This is a genomic window from Franconibacter pulveris (genome assembly GCF_056780215.1).
This window is the reverse complement of sequence record NZ_CM165555.1, coordinates 715833-734053: the sequence shown is the minus strand read 5'-3', so window position 1 is coordinate 734053 and position 18221 is coordinate 715833. Positions and strand designations below refer to the sequence as shown.

Annotated in this window: 13 protein-coding genes; 12 read left to right on the top strand and 1 reads right to left on the bottom strand. The window is 57.6% G+C overall.

The genetic code is table 11. The annotated features are described in order from the left end of the window. Positions 1-329 precede the first annotated feature (329 nt). The 7 genes from araB to rluA all read left to right on the top strand — a co-directional run bounded on the left by araB (position 330) and on the right by rluA (position 11114). Positions 330-2042, top strand: a complete 1713-nt coding sequence (gene araB / locus ACU4F7_RS03535; RefSeq protein ID WP_029591229.1) for a ribulokinase — start codon at positions 330-332, stop codon at positions 2040-2042. A 10-nt stretch (positions 2043-2052) separates the two neighbouring features. Continuing rightward, positions 2053-3555, top strand: a complete 1503-nt coding sequence (araA, locus tag ACU4F7_RS03530; protein WP_029591230.1) for an L-arabinose isomerase — start codon at positions 2053-2055, stop codon at positions 3553-3555. Positions 3556-3612: 57 nt separating this feature from the next. After that, complete coding sequence (gene araD, locus ACU4F7_RS03525; RefSeq protein ID WP_481638046.1) at positions 3613-4308, top strand: L-ribulose-5-phosphate 4-epimerase; 696 nt, start codon at positions 3613-3615, stop codon at positions 4306-4308. 56 nt (positions 4309-4364) lie between these two features. Continuing rightward, on the top strand, positions 4365-4979 hold the full coding sequence (locus ACU4F7_RS03520) for a YdcF family protein (protein WP_481638045.1): 615 nt from the start codon (positions 4365-4367) through the stop codon (positions 4977-4979). 64 nt (positions 4980-5043) lie between these two features. After that, the gene (gene polB, locus ACU4F7_RS03515) at positions 5044-7404 is read left to right on the top strand and encodes a DNA polymerase II (RefSeq protein WP_481638044.1); all 2361 of its coding nucleotides are present in this window, start codon (positions 5044-5046) and stop codon (positions 7402-7404) included. Positions 7405-7537: 133 nt separating this feature from the next. Then, positions 7538-10444 carry an RNA polymerase-associated protein RapA gene (rapA, locus tag ACU4F7_RS03510; protein WP_481638043.1) on the top strand — a complete coding sequence of 969 codons (2907 nt, stop codon included), beginning with the start codon at positions 7538-7540 and terminating at the stop codon, positions 10442-10444. 13 nt (positions 10445-10457) lie between these two features. Beyond that, positions 10458-11114 carry a bifunctional tRNA pseudouridine(32) synthase/23S rRNA pseudouridine(746) synthase RluA gene (gene rluA / locus ACU4F7_RS03505; RefSeq protein WP_029591234.1) on the top strand — a complete coding sequence of 219 codons (657 nt, stop codon included), beginning with the start codon at positions 10458-10460 and terminating at the stop codon, positions 11112-11114. Between the two features lie 204 nt (positions 11115-11318). Here rluA and djlA read toward each other — a convergent pair whose 3' ends face one another. Further along, positions 11319-12137: a co-chaperone DjlA gene (djlA, locus tag ACU4F7_RS03500; protein WP_029591235.1), complete on the bottom strand. Its 819-nt coding sequence runs from the start codon at positions 12135-12137 to the stop codon at positions 11319-11321. Between the two features lie 184 nt (positions 12138-12321). Between djlA and lptD the strand changes: the two genes are divergently transcribed. Genes lptD through apaG form a run of 5 tightly spaced genes read left to right on the top strand, consistent with a single transcriptional unit; the run spans position 12322 to position 18217 of the window. Then, entirely contained in the window at positions 12322-14685 is a 2364-nt protein-coding gene (lptD, locus tag ACU4F7_RS03495; RefSeq protein WP_029591236.1) for an LPS assembly protein LptD, read from the top strand. Positions 14686-14736: 51 nt separating this feature from the next. Then, positions 14737-16023 carry a peptidylprolyl isomerase SurA gene (gene surA / locus ACU4F7_RS03490; RefSeq protein WP_029591237.1) on the top strand — a complete coding sequence of 429 codons (1287 nt, stop codon included), beginning with the start codon at positions 14737-14739 and terminating at the stop codon, positions 16021-16023. After that, complete coding sequence (gene pdxA, locus ACU4F7_RS03485) at positions 16023-17018, top strand: 4-hydroxythreonine-4-phosphate dehydrogenase PdxA (RefSeq protein WP_029591238.1); 996 nt, start codon at positions 16023-16025, stop codon at positions 17016-17018. The genes surA and pdxA overlap by 1 nt, the downstream gene beginning before the upstream one ends. After that, positions 17015-17836: a 16S rRNA (adenine(1518)-N(6)/adenine(1519)-N(6))-dimethyltransferase RsmA gene (gene rsmA / locus ACU4F7_RS03480; protein WP_024558803.1), complete on the top strand. Its 822-nt coding sequence runs from the start codon at positions 17015-17017 to the stop codon at positions 17834-17836. Before pdxA ends, rsmA begins: the two co-directional genes overlap by 4 nt. 3 nt (positions 17837-17839) lie before the next feature. Then, positions 17840-18217, top strand: a complete 378-nt coding sequence (apaG, locus tag ACU4F7_RS03475) for a Co2+/Mg2+ efflux protein ApaG (RefSeq protein WP_029591240.1) — start codon at positions 17840-17842, stop codon at positions 18215-18217. The last annotated feature ends 4 nt before the right edge of the window (positions 18218-18221 follow it).

The window sequence follows — 18221 nt, the reverse complement described above, 5'->3', positions numbered from 1 at the left end:
CTCCGAAGCTAGATTAAGGAAACCATTTGTCCATATCGCAAAAAGCAGGGCGGCACACCGTTCTGCTTACGCTCTGTTCAGCTTAACGGGGTTGTTAAAGCCGCGTCATCACAGAATTTAGCCCGTCGCGTCTGTTTCATCAGGCTTTTTCAATGATGGCTAAAGTGTCTATAAACATGGCAGGAATGTCCACATCGATAATTTGCGTGGCGTCACAATTTCTCAACCCATAGCATTTTAATCCATAAGTTCAGCGAATCCACCCTGACCCTTTTCAGCCCGTAAAACTAATGTTCTCTGCATGTTTGTTTACCTCATGGAGTGTGAAGATGGCTATTGCGCTGGGACTTGATTTCGGCAGTGATTCAGTACGCGCGCTGGCGGTGGATTGCGCCAGCGGCGCCGAGCTCGCCACCCAGGTGGAGTGGTATCCCCGCTGGCAGGAAGGCCGCTACTGCGACGCCGCCCATAACCAGTTTCGTCATCACCCGCTCGATTACATTGAGTCAATGGAAGCGGCGTTGAAGCGCGTTCTGGCCGAGTTGAGCGAAAAGCAGCGCGCCGACGTGGTCGGCATCGGCGTGGATTCAACGGGCTCCACCCCTGCGCCGATTGACGCGCAGGGCAACGTGCTGGCGCTCAACCCGCAGTTCGCCGATAACCCCAACGCCATGTTTGTGCTGTGGAAAGATCACACGGCGGTGGAAGAAGCGGAAGCGATAACGCGGCTGTGCCACCAGCCGGATAAAGTGGACTATTCGCGCTACATCGGCGGCGTTTACTCCAGCGAGTGGTTCTGGGCCAAAATTCTCCACGTGACGCGGGCGGACAGCGCCGTGGCGCAGGCGGCCGTCTCCTGGATTGAGCTATGCGACTGGGTGCCCGCTCTGCTCTCCGGCACGACCCGTCCGGCGGATATTCGCCGCGGACGCTGCAGCGCCGGGCATAAATCGCTGTGGCATGAGAGCTGGGGCGGTTTGCCGCCAGCCAGCTTCTTCGATGAGCTCGACCCCATCATCAACCAGAATCTTGATTACCCGCTGTTCACCGACACCTGGACTGCGGAGATTCCTGTAGGCAACCTCAGCCCGGAATGGGCGATGCGGCTGGGCTTGCCGGAAAGCGTGGTGATTTCCGGCGGCGCGTTTGACTGCCATATGGGCGCGGTGGGCGCAGGCGCTCAGCCCAATACGCTGGTAAAAGTTATCGGCACCTCCACGTGCGACATTCTTATTGCAGACAAGCCAAGCGTGGGCGACCGCGCGGTGAAGGGCATCTGCGGCCAGGTAGACGGCAGCGTAGTGCCGGAATTTATCGGGCTTGAAGCGGGACAATCCGCCTTCGGCGATATTTACGCCTGGTTTGGCCGCCTGCTCGGCTGGCCGCTCGATCAGCTGGCGCAGCAGCATCCGGAGCTGAAAGAGACCCTCGCCGCCAGCAAAAAGCAGTTGCTACCTGCGCTCACCGAAGCCTGGGCGAAAAACCCTTCGCTTGATCATCTGCCGGTCATTCTTGACTGGTTCAACGGCCGCCGTACGCCGAACGCCAACCAGCGTCTGAAAGGGGTCATTACCGATTTGAATCTGGCTACCGACGCCCCGCTGCTCTTCGGCGGACTGATCGCCGCCACCGCCTTCGGCGCCCGCGCCATTATGGAGTGCTTTACCGAACAGGGCATTGCGGTGAATAACGTGATGGCGCTGGGCGGCATCGCCCGTAAAAACCCGGTGATCATGCAGGTCTGCTGCGACGTGCTGAACCGCCCGCTGCAAATCGTCGCCTCCGATCAATGCTGCGCGCTGGGCGCGGCGATTTTCGCCGCCGTCGCCGCAGGCGTTCACCCGGATATTCCCGCCGCGCAGCAGGCGATGGCGAGCCAGATTGAAAACACGCTGCAGCCTGTCCCGGAACGGGCCGCCCGCTTTGAGCAGCTCTATCGCCGCTATCAGCAGTGGTCCGCCAGCGCGGAACAGCATTATCTCCCTTCACTACCGGCCAGCGGCGCAACCCACCGCGAAGGCCAGGCAGCACTGACACATTAAGGATATGACGATGACTATTTTCGACCAGTATGAAGTGTGGTTTGTAATTGGCAGCCAGCATCTGTATGGACCAGAAGCGCTGCGCCAGGTGAATCAGCATGCCGAACAGGTGGTGAATGCCCTCAACGCCGAGGCGAAGCTGCCTTGCAAGCTGGTGCTGAAACCGCTCGGCACGACCCCGGACCAGATTACCGACATCTGCCGCGACGCCAACTATGACGACAAATGCGCAGGCATGGTGGTATGGCTGCACACCTTCTCGCCCGCCAAAATGTGGATAAACGGCCTCTCTATCCTCACCAAGCCGCTGCTGCAGTTTCATACCCAGTTCAACGCGCAGATCCCGTGGGACAGCATCGACATGGACTTTATGAACCTGAACCAGACCGCTCACGGCGGCCGCGAGTTCGGCTTCATCGGCGCTCGCATGCGCCTGCAGCACAGCGTCGTCACCGGCCACTGGCAGGATGGTGAAGCGCATAAACGCATCGGCGCGTGGATGCGTCAGGCGGTTTCGAAACAGGATACTCGCCACCTGAAAGTGGCGCGCTTTGGCGACAACATGCGCGAAGTGGCGGTCACCGAAGGGGATAAAGTGGCCGCGCAGATCAAGTTCGGCTTCTCGGTAAACACCTGGGGCGTCGGCGATCTGGTGGCTGTCGTCAATGAAGTTAGCGAAGGCGACATCAGCGCGCTGGTGGACGAATATGAAAGCAGCTACCGCCTCACTCCCGCAGCCCAGGTCAATGGCGACAAACGCCAGAACGTTATCGATGCGGCGCGTATTGAGCTTGGCATGAAGCGCTTCCTGGAACAGGGCGGCTTCCATGCTTTCACCACTACCTTTGAAGATTTGCACGGCTTAAAACAGCTTCCCGGTCTTGCGGTGCAGCGCCTGATGCAACAGGGCTACGGCTTCGCGGGCGAAGGCGACTGGAAAACCGCCGCCCTGCTTCGCATCATGAAAGTGATGTCCACCGGCCTGCAGGGCGGCACCTCCTTTATGGAGGATTACACCTATAACTTCGAATCGGGCAACGACATGGTGCTCGGCTCCCACATGCTGGAAGTGTGCCCTTCTATCGCCACCGATGAAAAACCGATCCTCGACGTGCAGTACCTCGGCATTGGCGGCAAAGCGGATCCGGCGCGGCTGATCTTCTCCACCACCACCGGGCCTGCCATTAACGCCAGCCTTATCGATCTTGGCGATCGCTTCCGCCTGCTGGTCAACTGCGTGGATGCGGTAAAAGCGCCGCACGACCTGCCGAAGCTGCCGGTCGCCAACGCCTTGTGGAAAGCGCAACCGGATCTGCCGACCGCGTCCGAAGCGTGGATCCTCGCTGGCGGCGCGCACCACACCGTCTTCAGCCAGGCGCTGAATCTTGACGATATGCGTCAGTTTGCTGAGTTGCATAACGTGGAGATCGCGGTTATCGACAACGACACTCGCCTGCCCGCCTTTAAAGATGCGCTGCGCTGGAACGAGGTCTACTACGGTTTCAAACGGTAAAAACAGGGTTCGGCCAGCTCGCAAGGGCTGGCCCTCTTTTTTATCAGGAGGTTCAGGATGCTGGAAGAGTTAAAACGTCAGGTGCTGGAAGCGAACCTGGCGCTGCCGAAACATAATCTGGTGACGCTCACATGGGGCAACGTCAGCGCCGTTGACCGCGAACGCGGCGTTTTCATTATTAAGCCTTCGGGGGTCGATTACACCGTAATGACCGCGGAAGATATGGTGGTGGTGAGCATAGAGACCGGCGAGGTGGTGGAAGGAACGAAAAAGCCCTCTTCGGATACGCCGACGCATCGTCTGCTTTATCAGCAGTTCCCGACCATTGGCGGCATTGTACATACCCATTCGCGCCACGCCACTATCTGGGCGCAGGCGGGTCTGCCGATTCCGGCGACGGGCACTACGCACGCGGACTACTTCTACGGCACCATCCCCTGCACCCGCAAAATGACGGACGCGGAGATCAACGGCGAATATGAGTGGGAAACCGGCGTGGTCATCGCCGAGACCTTTCGCGAAAAAGGGATCGACCCGGCGCAAATGCCCGGCGTACTGGTACACTCGCATGGCCCTTTCGCCTGGGGTAAAGACGCCTCCGATGCGGTGCATAACGCCATCGTGCTGGAAGAGGTCGCCTACATGGGCATCTTCTGCCGCCAGCTCGCCCCGCAGTTGCCGGATATGCAGCAAACCCTGCTTGATAAACACTACCTGCGTAAGCACGGCGCGAAGGCTTATTACGGGCAATAGGCCTTTTATCCTGTTAAGATTCGGCCAGAAAAATGTCTCAGGGAGAGCGACTGGCCATGAATACCAGACAATCGTTCGGCCTGCTCGCTGCGGTATTGCTGCTTATCGCTACGTTGGGCGTGGTCAATGCCGTATCGATTTACCAGTACAGCCTGCTTAGTGAAACGCAGCGCGCCGATTGCGCTATTGTGGCTGGCGCCGGGATAGCCGATAGCCAGCCTTCTCCCGTCTTTAAGGAACGCCTCAACCATGCTTTTGAACTATATCGTCAGGGTTATGCGCCAATAATCATCCTGACGGGTGGAACCAGCGCGGGCAGTTCTGTATCGGATGCGGCTATCGCCCGCACTTACCTTCTTACTAAAGGGATGAGCGAAAACGCCATTCTCCTCGAAGAAAAATCCCGTGTGACGCGGGAGAACTTCCGTTATGCCCGGCAGATTATGGCGGCGCATCATTTACGTACGGCTTTACTGGTTAGCGATCCATTACATATGAAAAGAGCCATGCTCATTGCCCGCGATGAGGGGATTGACGCCCGGCCTTCTCCCACGCCTACAACCCGCTACCGCTCTTTCGAAGCCCGGCTCTCTTTTCTTATCCGCGAGACGTTTTATTACTCTGGCTATCAGCTGCTTCGGTTAAAGCAGAGCCTGCTTAGCACTGTATAAAACACCAGCGAAAGAGCCCAAACCAGGCTATAATCAGGCCTGGTTTTTTGTGCGGGATAACGGTGTGTCTGAAGCGCGTCAGGGTTTTATATTGACCCGCCACTGGCGGGATAGCACGCAAGGTACGGAAGTAGAATTCTGGCTGGCGACCGACGACGGCCCGCTGAAGGTTCGCCTGCCGCCGCAGGAATCCGTCGCCTTTATCCCCGAAGCTCAGCGCCCCCAGGCCCAGCGTCTGCTGGCGAATGAAAGCGATGCGCGCCTTGCGCCGCTCGCCCTTAAAGATTTTCACCACCAGCCCGTCTGCGGGCTTTATTGCCGCTCCCACCGCCAGCTGATGCGCCTGGAAAAACTGCTGCGTGAGCACGGCGTTACGATGTATGAAGCAGATATTCGCCCGCCAGAGCGTTTTTTAATGGAGCGTTTTATCACCGCCCCGGTGTGGGTGAGCGGCGAGCCGCAGGGCGCGATGTTAAGCAACGCGCGTCTGAAGCCGAATCCGCACTACCGTCCCCCGCTGAAATGGGTGTCGCTGGATATCGAAACGAACCGCCATGGCGAACTCTACTGCATCGGGCTTGAAGGCTGCGGCCAGCGCGTGGTTTATATGCTGGGTCCGGAAAACGGCGACGCCAGCGCGCTCGACTTTCAGCTTGACTATGTGACAAGCCGTCCGCAGCTGATTGAGAAACTCAACGCCTGGTTTGCGCAGCATGACCCCGACGTGCTGATAGGCTGGAACGTGGTGCAGTTTGACCTGCGCATGCTGCAAAAACATGCCGAACGTTACGGCGTGCCGCTGCGACTGGGGCGCGGAAACAGCGAGCTGGAGTGGCGCGAACATGGCTTCAAAAACGGCGTCTTTTTTGCCCAGGCCGCGGGCCGACTGATTATCGACGGCATCGACGCGCTGAAGTCCGCGTTCTGGAATTTCGCCTCTTTCTCGCTGGAATCGGTGTCGCAAGAACTGCTGGGCGAGGGCAAAGCTATCGACGATCCGTGGCACCGCATGGCGGAGATAGACCGCCGTTTCGCCGAAGATAAGCCAGCGCTCGCTACCTATAATCTAAAAGATTGCGAACTGGTGACGCGTATCTTCCATAAAACCGAGCTGATGCCCTTTTTGCTGGAGCGCGCGACGGTAAACGGTTTGCCGGCGGACCGCCACGGCGGCTCCGTCGCCTCTTTCAGTCATCTCTATTTTCCGCGCATGCACCGTGCGGGCTTCGTCGCGCCCAATCTCGGCGACGTGCCGCCGCAGGCAAGCCCTGGCGGTTACGTGATGGATTCCCGTCCCGGCTTGTATGACTCCGTGCTGGTGCTGGATTACAAAAGCCTTTATCCGTCGATTATTCGCACCTTTTTAATAGACCCGGTGGGACTGGTGGAAGGGCTCGCGGAGCCTGACGAGCAGCACAGCATTGAAGGCTTTATCGGCGCGCGCTTCTCACGCGTTAAACACTGCCTGCCGGAAATAGTGACGCAAATCTGGCAGGGTCGCGAAGAGGCGAAGCGCCAGGGCAATAAGCCGCTCTCCCAGGCGCTGAAAATAATCATGAACGCCCTGTATGGCGTGCTTGGCACCAGCGCCTGTCGCTTCTTCGACCCGCGCCTCGCCTCGTCAATTACCATGCGCGGCCATGAGATAATGCGTCAAACCCGCGAACTGATTGAAGCGCAAGGGTATGAGGTGATTTATGGCGATACGGATTCCACCTTCGTCTGGCTTAAAACGCCTCATAGCGAAGCGGAGGCCGCGCGCATCGGCCAACAGCTGGTGGAGCATGTCAACGCCTGGTGGCGCGCGCATTTGCAACAACCCCTGGGGCTAACCAGCGCGCTGGAGCTGGAGTTCGAAACGCACTTCAGCCGTTTCCTGATGCCGACCATCCGCGGCGCGGAGCTTGGCAGCAAAAAGCGCTACGCCGGGCTTATTCAGGAAGGCGAAAGCCAGCGCATGGTTTTTAAGGGCTTAGAGACGGTGCGCACCGACTGGACGCCGCTCGCCCAGCAGTTCCAGCAGCATCTTTACCTGCGGGTTTTTCGCAAGGAGCCCTACCAGGATTTTGTGCGCGAGACTATCGCAAAGTTGATGGCCGGCGAGCTTGACGACCAGCTAGTCTATCGCAAGCGGCTGCGCAGGCCGCTGGCTGAATACCAGCGCAACGTGCCGCCGCACGTGCGCGCCGCAAGGCTTGCGGATGAAGAGAACCTGAAGCTTGGCCGCCCGGCGCAGTACCAAAACCGGGGCACCATTAAATATGTCTGGACCACCAGCGGTCCTGAGCCGGTCGATTATCAACGCTCGCCGCTTGATTACGACCACTATCTGGAAAAACAGCTTCAGCCTGTTGCGCAAGGCATTTTACCCTTCCTTGAGGATGACTTTGCTACACTGATGACGGGGCAGTTAGGGCTATTTTGACAGGTGACGAATGCGTTGCCATCCAGTACCATAGCGCCCTTTCCAAAACCGTACCCAATCTCGACCCCCCGCCTCTTCGCAGGCGGGAGTCATACTATTGCCTGCAAATTTGTAACGAGAATAGAGCCGATATATGCCTTTTACACTTGGTCAACGCTGGATCAGCGATACGGAGAGCGAACTGGGACTGGGAACCGTAGTGGCGATTGATGCCCGCATGGTCACCCTGCTTTTCCCGGCTACCGGTGAAAATCGTCTGTATGCCCGAAATGACTCCCCCATCACCCGCGTGATGTTTAACCCGGGCGATACCGTGACCAGCCATGAAGGCTGGCAGTTGAAAGTGGATGAAGTAAAGGAAGAGAACGGCCTTCTGGCCTATATCGGCACTCGTCTGGATACGCAGGAAGCGAACGTGATGCTGCGCGAAGTGCTGCTCGACAGCAAGCTGGTGTTCAGCAAGCCGCAGGATCGCCTGTTCGCCGGCCAGCTTGACCGCATGGATCGTTTCGCCCTGCGCTATCGCGCCCGTAAATACCAGAGCGAACAATACCGCATGCCGTGGAGCGGCCTGCGCGGCCAGCGCACCAATCTTATCCCTCACCAGCTCAACATCGCCCACGACGTGGGCCGCCGCCATGCGCCGCGCGTGCTGCTGGCGGATGAAGTGGGCCTTGGGAAAACCATCGAAGCGGGCATGATTATTCACCAGCAACTGCTCTCCGGCGCTGCCGAGCGCGTGCTGATCGTGGTGCCGGAAACGCTGCAACACCAGTGGCTGGTGGAGATGCTGCGCCGCTTTAACCTGCGCTTCGCCCTGTTTGACGATGAACGCTACACCGAAGCGCAGCATGAATCGGATAACCCGTTCGATACGGAACAGCTGGTGATCTGTTCGCTCGATTTCGTACGCCGCAACAAGCAGCGCCTGGAGCACCTGTGCGAAGCGCAGTGGGATTTGCTGGTGGTCGACGAAGCGCACCACCTGGTCTGGAGCGAAGGCGCGCCGAGCCGCGAATATCAGGCGATTGAACAGCTGGCCGAGCAGGTGCCGGGCGTACTGCTGCTGACCGCCACGCCGGAACAGCTGGGCATGGAGAGCCATTTCGCCCGCCTGCGCCTGCTGGACCCGAACCGTTTTCACGACTTTGCGCAGTTTGTCGAAGAGCAGAAAAATTACCGTCCGGTGGCCGACGCCGTGGCGCTGCTGCTCGCCGGCAACAAGCTCAGCAATGAAGAGCTCAACACCTTAAGCGATCTGATTGGCGAGCAGGATATCGAACCGCTGCTGCAGACCGCCAACAGCGACCGCGACGGCGCCGAAGATGCGCGCCATGAGCTTATCGATATGCTGATGGACCGCCACGGCACCAGCCGCGTGCTGTTTCGCAACACCCGCAACGGGGTGAAAGGCTTCCCGAAACGCGAGCTGCATACCATTAAACTGCCGTTGCCGACCCAGTACCAGACGGCGATTAAAGTTTCCGGCATTATGGGCGCCCGCAAATCGGTGGAAGATCGCGCCCGCGATATGCTCTACCCGGAGCAAATTTATCAGGAGTTTGAAGGCGACAGCGGCACCTGGTGGAACTTCGATCCGCGCGTGGAATGGCTGATGGGCTACCTTACCAGCCACCGCTCGCAGAAAGTGCTGGTTATCTGCGCGAAAGCGGCCACGGCGTTACAGCTGGAGCAGGTGCTGCGCGAGCGGGAAGGCATTCGCGCCGCCGTGTTCCATGAGGGCATGTCGATTATCGAACGCGACCGCGCCGCCGCCTGGTTTGCCGAAGAGGATACCGGCGCGCAGGTGCTGCTCTGCTCGGAAATCGGCTCCGAAGGCCGCAACTTCCAGTTCGCCAGCCAGCTGGTGATGTTCGACCTGCCGTTTAACCCGGATCTGCTGGAGCAGCGCATCGGCCGTCTGGATCGTATCGGACAGATGCATGATATCCAGATCCACGTGCCTTATCTGGAAAAAACCGCGCAGTCGGTGCTGGTGCGCTGGTACCACGAAGGGCTGGACGCTTTCGAACACACCTGCCCGACCGGCCGCGCGATTTATGACAGCGTTTACGATTCGCTTATCGGCTACCTCGCCGCGCCGGAAGAGACGGAAGGCTTTGACGAACTCATAAAGTCCTGCCGCGAGCAGCATGAAGCGCTGAAGGCGCAGCTGGAGCAGGGTCGCGACCGCCTGCTGGAGATCCACTCCAACGGCGGCGAAAAAGCGCAGCGCCTGGCGGATGATATCGCCGGCCAGGACAACGACACGGGCCTCGTAAACTTCGCCATGAACCTGTTCGATATTATCGGCATTAACCAGGATGACCGCGGCGAGCATATGATTGTGCTTACGCCTTCCGATCATATGCTGGTGCCCGACTTCCCGGGTCTGCCGGAAGACGGCTGCACCATTACCTTCAACCGCGACGTGGCGCTTTCCCGCGAAGACGCGCAGTTTATTACCTGGGAACATCCGCTGATTCGCAATGGCCTGGATCTTATCCTCTCCGGCGATACGGGCAGCAGCGCGCTTTCGCTGCTGAAGAACAAGGCGCTGCCGGTAGGAACGCTGCTGCTGGAACTGATGTATGTCGTCGAGGCGAAGGCGCCGAAACAGCTGCAGCTCAATCGCTTCCTGCCGCCGACCCCGGTGCGCATGCTGGTGGATAAAAATGGCACCAACCTGGCTTCGCAGGTGGAGTTTGAAAGCTTCAACCGCCAGCTGAGCGCAGTGAATCGCCATACCGGCAGCAAGCTGGTGAACGCGGTGCAGCAGGACGTGCACGCCATTCTGCAACTGGCGGAAGTTCAGGTAGAGAAAGCGGCGCAGGCGCTGATTGCGGCGGCGCGCGAAGAGGCGGATGAAAAACTTTCCTCGGAGCTTTCTCGCCTGGAAGCGTTGCGGGCGGTGAACCCGAACATTCGCGATGATGAGCTGAGCGCCATTGAGACGAATCGCCAGCAGGTGCTGGAGAGCCTCGACGAGGCGAGCTGGCGTCTGGACGCGCTGCGTCTTATTGTCGTAACGCATCAGTAAACGGAGCCGGACGATGCTCGAATCTTACCATCCGCCGCAAGACCCCTGGCTGGTCATCCTTTATCAGGATGACCATATTATGGTGGTCAATAAACCGAGCGGCCTGCTCTCCGTGCCGGGCCGTCTCGAAGAGCACAGAGACAGCGTGATGACGCGCATCCAGCGCGATTTCCCGCGGGCGGAATCCGTGCATCGTCTGGATATGGCGACCAGCGGGGTGATTGTGGTTGCCCTCACCAAAGCGGCGGAGCGGGAGCTTAAACGCCAGTTCCGCGAGCGGGAGCCGAAAAAGCAGTATGTGGCGCGGGTATGGGGCCATCCAGCGAAGGCCGAAGGGCTGGTGGATTTACCGCTGATTTGCGACTGGCCGAACCGGCCGAAGCAAAAAGTGTGTTATGAGACCGGCAAGGCGGCGCAGACGGAATATGAAGTGCTGGAATACGCGCCGGATAACACGGCGCGCGTATTGCTGAAACCCATTACCGGGCGTTCGCATCAACTGCGCGTACATATGATGGCGCTCGGTCATCCGATCCTCGGCGATAAGTTCTATGCCACGCCGCAAGCGTTCGCGCAGGCGGACCGCCTGTTACTGCACGCGGAGTCGCTGACCATCACCCATCCCGCCTACGGCTCGTCTATGACCTTCCGCGCCCCTGCGGATTTCTGACGTCGCAACAGTACAAGGTGGGTAGCGCCCGGCTTACCCACCCGACAAAAGCGGCAACTTTTTTTGAAACATCACTGCCGTGAAAGGTCGGCGGCGCTGCGCCTGTTCGGCCCGGAAATACGCCAGTTGATTGCGCGCCATAATAAAAGGGGTGACGCCCTCTCCTCTTTGAAGAGAGGGCGGGGATGGAGAGTCAAACCGCGCTTACTTGACCCCTTTCGCAGCCTTAATTAAATCGTACGCCTTTTGAATTTCCTGCGCTTTTTGCTTGGCCATCTGCATCATTTCAGGCGGCAGCCCTTTTGCGACCAGCTTGTCCGGGTGATGTTCGCTCATCAGCTTGCGATAGGCGCGCTTGATGGTAGTCATATCATCCGTGGCCTTCACGCCTAATACGTTGCAGGCATCTTCAAGCGTTGGACCGCGCTGCGCCTGCTGCCAGCCGCCATTCTGCTGCGACTGCTGCTGGTAACCGCCGTTGAACTGCGCGCCGCCTTGCATCATGCGCAGGAACTGGTCGAACTGCACGCGCGAGATACCCAGCTCTTCTGCGATGACATACAGCACTTCGCGCTCGTTTGGGTGAAGCGTGCCATCGGCAAAAGCCGCCTGAATCTGAATTTCCAGAAACATCCGAATCAGGTCGAAGCGGCCAAAACAGACGCTTCTGAGCTGGCGCATTTTTTCCCGCAGCGGATAGCCGTTTTCTTTGCCAATGCGAAAAGCATGCTGCGCCGCGCGGCGCGACTCGCCGTGAAGGTTCATTCGGTCCATCAGCAGCGTGGCGATATGGATATCCGCCTCGGTCACTCGCCCCTTGGATTTAGTCAGATGCCCCATCACCTCAAAGGTGGTGCTGAAAAAGAGCGACTGACGCTCGCGCTGGCTGGCAAACCAGACGGTACGACGACTACGTGCTTTATCAAACATGTGGCCTATCAGCAGGCCGATGACGGCGCCCCAGAAACCGCCGCCCATCAGCAGCGCTATCGCCACGCCAACCACTTTTCCCCAATACTGCATATACTCCCCAAATCGTCATGCCGTCGGCTAGAATTTGCTTTATCATACCCGTCATTCTAAGCCGTGCCTAACACAGAGGCTCGAAAGCGGGCAGGATTAACACTAGCGCTGTGGTGATGAGTAAGTTAGTCTCTGACCGTTTGCCGGCGCCAAGCCAATGATGACGGAACAACGAATAACACGTATGAAAAAACGTATTCCCACCTTGCTGGCCACGATGATTGGCACAGCCCTCTATAGCCAACAAGGGATGGCTGCCGATCTCGCTTCACAGTGTATGCTCGGCGTGCCCAGCTATAACCGCCCTCTGGTACAAGGCGACCCAAACCAGCTACCCGTAACTATCAATGCCGATAGCGCAAAAGGAAACTACCCTGACGACGCGGTGTTCAGCGGCAATGTGGATATTCAACAAGGTAACGGTCGGCTTCAGGCTGACGAAGTCCAGTTGCATCAGAAACAGGTAGAAGGCCAACCGGATCCGGTGCGTACGGTCGACGCTCTGGGTAATGTGCACTATGACGACAATCAGGTCATCCTGAAAGGTCCGAAAGCCTGGTCGAATCTCAACACCAAAGACACTAACGTCTGGAAAGGCGACTACCAGATGGTGGGGCGTCAGGGCCGCGGCACCGCCGACCTCATGAAACAGCGAGGCGAAAACCGTTACACCATACTCGAAAACGGTACGTTTACCTCCTGTCTGCCGGGTTCCGACACCTGGAGCGTGGTGGGCAGCGAAGTTATTCACGATCGTGAAGAGCAGGTCGCGGAAATCTGGAACGCCCGCTTCAAGCTGGGCCCGGTTCCGGTCTTTTACAGCCCTTATCTGCAACTGCCCATAGGCGATAAACGCCGCTCCGGTTTCCTTATTCCGAATGCGAAATACGGTACCAACAATGGGTTCGAGTTCACTCTTCCCTACTACTGGAATATCGCGCCTAACTTCGATGCGACGATTACGCCGCATTACATTGAAAAGCGCGGCAACGTCCAGTGGCAGAACGAGTTTCGTTATCTGACGCAGGCGGGCGTTGGCCTGATGGAGTTTGATTACCTGCCTTCCGATGATGTCTACCGGGACGATACCACTCGCACCGATGATAACGAGCACCGCTGGCTGTTCTATTGGCAGCATGCGGGCGTGCTGGATCAGGTATGGCGCTTCAACGTTGACTATACCAAGGTCAGCGACGATCGCTATTTCAATGATTTTAGTACTAAATATGGATCAAGCACCGACGGCTATGCGACACAATTCTTCAGCGCGGGCTATGCTGTAGAAAATTTTGATGCCCGTCTCTCGGCGCGTGATTTCCAGGTATTTAACAATGTCGGCAACACCTACCGCTCGTTGCCGCAGCTTGACGTTAACTTCTACCAGAATGACGTAGGGCCTTTCGATACGCGTCTTTATGCGCAGGCGGTGAAGTTTACCAACGTAAACGAAAACTACCCGGAAGCGACGCGTCTGCATCTGGAACCGACCATCAACCTGCCGCTCTCCAATGACTGGGGAAGCATTAATACCGAAGCCAAGCTGATGGCGACGCATTATCAGCAGGACAATCTGGAACGCTATCGTAACTATCTGGGTGGTAATAACGCGGCGGCCAACAACCTGGAAGATTCCGTCAATCGCGTCCTCCCACAGTTTAAAGTTGACGGTAAGATGGTCTTTGAACGTGATTTCAGTTCGCTTGCAGAAGGCTACACGCAAACGCTGGAGCCGCGCGCGCAGTACCTTTACATCCCTTATCGCGACCAGAGCACCATCAATAACTACGACTCTTCGCTGCTGCAGTCTGACTATTCCGGCCTGTTCCGCGACCGCACCTACGGCGGCCTGGACCGCATCGCTTCCGCCAACCAGGTAACGACCGGCGTCACATCCCGCGTTTATGACGATAAGTCCGTTGAACGTTTTAACGTTTCTGTTGGTCAAATCTACTATTTCACCGAGTCCCGTACCGGTGATGACAACATCAACTGGGAGAAAGACAAAGAGACCGGCTCGATGGTATGGGCGGGAGATACTTACTGGCGCATCAGCGACCGGTGGGGCTTGCGCGGCGGCGTACAGTATGACGCGCGGCTTAACAACGTGGCGACGGGCAACGGCGTAATTGAGTATCGCCGTGATGAAGACCGGTTGCTGCAGTTGAACTACCGTTACGCCAGCCCGGAGTATATCCAGGCGACGCTGCCTTCCTACTCTACTGCTGAGCAATATAAAGAGGGCATTAACCAGGTAGGCGTAACCGCGAGTTGGCCTGTTGTCGATCGCTGGTCTGTGGTTGGAGCCTATTACTATGACACCAACGCCAGCAAACCAGCCGACCAGATGCTGGGCGTGCAATATAACTCCTGCTGCTATGCCATCCGTGTCGGTTATGAGCGGAAGATTAACGGTTGGGAAAAAGATCAGAGCAAGTATGACGAAGTGTTCGGCTTCAACATCGAGCTGCGCGGCCTGAGCTCCAACTATGGTCTCGGCACGCATCAGATGCTGCGCTCCAACATTTTGCCGTACCAAAGCTCGCTGTAATGCACTGAATTAAACGTAATCCGCTTTGCGGTTAATCGAAATGGAAAAGGTATGAAGAACTGGAAAACGCTGCTTCTTGGTATCACTTTGGTAGTGAATACCAGCTTCGCTGCGCCGCAGGTTGTCGATAAAGTTGCAGCCGTCGTGAATAACGGCGTAGTGCTGGAAAGTGACGTTGATGGCCTGATGCAGTCAGTAAAGCTCAATGCAAACCAGGCGGGGCAGCAGCTTCCTGATGACAGCACGTTGCGTCATCAGATCCTGGAGCGTCTGATCGTGGATCAGATAATGTTGCAGATGGGCCAGAAGATGGGCGTCAAAATCACCGACGAGCAGCTTGATCAGGCTATCGCGAATATCGCAAAGCAAAACAATATGTCTTTGGATCAGATGCGCAGCCGTCTGGCCTACGAAGGGGTGAACTACAGCACCTATCGCAACCAGATCCGCAAAGAAATGCTTATTTCTGAAGTGCGTAATAACGAAGTGCGCCGCCGCGTAACGATCCTGCCGCAGGAAGTGGAAACGCTGGCGAAACAGGTTGGCAACCAGAATGACGCCAGCACTGAACTGAACCTGAGTCACATCCTGATTCCGCTGCCGGAAAACCCGACTTCTGCGCAGGTGGATGAAGCAGAAACGCAGGCGCGCTCTATTGTCGGTGAAGCGCGCAACGGCGGTGATTTCGGCAAGCTGGCTATCACCTATTCCGCAGACCAACAGGCGCTGAAAGGCGGCCAGATGGGCTGGGGGCGTATTCAGGAATTGCCTTCCCTCTTCGCTCAGGCGTTAAGCACGGCGAAAAAAGGCGACATCGTCGGCCCGATCCGTTCCGGCGTCGGTTTCCATATCCTGAAAGTCAACGACATGCGCGGTCAGTCGCAAAGCATTTCCGTCACGGAAGTGCATGCCCGCCATATTCTTCTGAAACCTTCGCCGATCATGACCGATCAGCAGGCGCGCCTGAAGCTTGAAGAGATCGCTGCGGATATCAAGAGCGGTAAAACCTCTTTTGCTGATGCTGCGAAAGCCTTCTCTCAGGATCCAGGTTCAGCTAATCAGGGCGGCGACCTGGGCTGGGCTTCTCCGGAAGTTTACGATCCGGCCTTCCGCGATGCGCTGACCCGCCTGCAGCGCGGCCAGTTAAGCGCTCCGGTGCACTCTTCTTTCGGTTGGCATTTGATTGAGCTGATGGATACGCGCAACGTGGATAAAACCGACGCCGCGCAGAAAGAGCGCGCTTACCGCATGCTGTTTAACCGTAAATTCTCTGAAGAAGCGGCAACCTGGATGCAGGAACAGCGCGCCAGCGCCTATGTCAAAATTCTGAGTAACTAATGGCAAACACTCCTCGTGTGACCCTCACTCCCGGCGAACCCGCCGGGATTGGTCCCGACCTGGTCATCGCGCTGGCGCAACGCGACTGGCCCGCTGAACTGGTCGTCTGCGCCTCTCCTGACCTGCTCGCCGAACGCGCTAAATGTCTTGGTCTGCCGCTAACGCTCCTTCCCTATACGCCTGATGCGCCTGCCGCTGCGCAACGTGCGGGTACGTTGACCGTCCTGCCCGTCGCTCTGCGGGAGCCGGTCACCCCGGGCGTCCTGGATGTGCGCAATAGCGACTACGTAGTAGAGACGCTGGCGCGCGCCTGTGACGGCTGTCTGAACGGCGAATTCGGCGCGCTCATCACAGGCCCCGTGCATAAAGGCATCATTAACGATGCGGGCATCCCGTTTATCGGCCACACGGAGTTTTTTGAAGCGCGTTCGCACAGCGAAAAAGTCGTGATGATGCTGGCGACCGAAGAGCTGCGCGTTGCGCTGGCTACGACTCACCTGCCGCTTAAAGCGATTGCGGAGGCGATTACGCCGGAGCTGCTGCGTCATATCATCACCACGCTGTATCACGATCTGCAGAGCAAATTCGGCATTGCGCAGCCGCATGTGCTGGTCTGCGGCCTGAACCCGCACGCGGGCGAAGGCGGTCATATGGGCACCGAGGAGATAGATACGATTATCCCTGTGCTGGAAGAGATGCGCGCACGCGGCATGAATCTCACCGGCCCGCTCCCTGCCGATACGCTGTTCCAGCCGAAATACCTCGACCACGCCGACGCGGTGCTGGCGATGTACCACGATCAAGGGCTGCCCGTGCTAAAATACCAGGGCTTTGGCCGCGCGGTTAATATCACGCTTGGTCTGCCCTTTATTCGCACCTCGGTCGACCACGGTACTGCGCTGGAGCTCGCAGGCCAGGGCACCGCCAGTGTCGGCAGTTTTATTACGGCGCTTAACCTCGCCATCCAGATGATTTTAAACAGTAAGAACGAATGAATAATCGAGTCCATCAGGGCCATTTAGCCCGCAAACGCTTCGGGCAAAACTTTCTTAACGACCAGTTCGTTATCGACAGCATCGTCTCCGCCATCAATCCGCAGAAAGGTCAGGCGATGGTGGAAATCGGCCCCGGTCTCGGCGCGCTGACCGAGCCGGTAGGTGAACGTCTGGACAAGCTCACGGTTATTGAGCTGGACCGTGACCTCGCCGCCCGCTTGCAAACGCACCCTTTCCTTGCGCCTAAGCTGACTATTTATCAGCAGGACGCGATGACCATGAACTTCAGCGAGCTCTCTGCCACGCTTGGTCAGCCGCTGCGCGTATTCGGCAACCTGCCGTACAACATCTCCACGCCGCTGATGTTTCATCTGTTTAGCTATACTGATTCGATTGCCGACATGCATTTCATGCTGCAAAAAGAGGTGGTAAACCGACTGGTTGCAGGGCCGAACAGTAAAGCGTATGGTCGTTTAAGCGTTATGGCGCAATACTACTGCCAGATAATCCCTGTGCTGGAAGTGCCGCCGACAGCGTTCGCGCCGCCGCCGAAAGTGGATTCCGCCGTGGTTCGCCTGGTGCCGCACGCACAGTTGCCGCATCCGGTGAAAGATCTGCGTTTGCTGAGCCGCCTGACGACAGAGGCGTTCAACCAGCGCCGTAAAACGATCCGCAACAGCCTCGGCAACCTCTTTAGCCCGGAAGTGCTGACGGAGCTCGGGATAGACCCGGCCCTGCGTGCAGAAAACATTTCTGTGGCGCAATATTGTCAGATGGCTAATTATTTAGCCGACAATCCGCCCTCGAAGGAGAGCTAAGCCATGCTAGATTCGCCCCGTGTCTGCGTTCAGGTGCAAAGCGTTTATATCGAATCGCAATCCTCGCCGGATGAAGAGCGTTTCGTTTTTGCCTATACCGTTACTATCCGCAACCTGGGGCGAACTCCCGTTCAGTTGCTGAGCCGCTACTGGCTTATCACCAACGGCAACGGACGCGAAACAGAAGTTCAGGGCGAAGGCGTTGTCGGCGAACAGCCGCATATCGCCCCGGGCGGCGAATACCAGTACACCAGCGGCGCGGTGATAGAAACGCCGTTCGGCACGATGGAAGGCCATTATGAAATGGTCGATGAACAAGGCAGCCGCTTTCGCATCGCCATCCCGGTTTTCCGGTTGGCCTTACCAACACTCATTCATTAATACG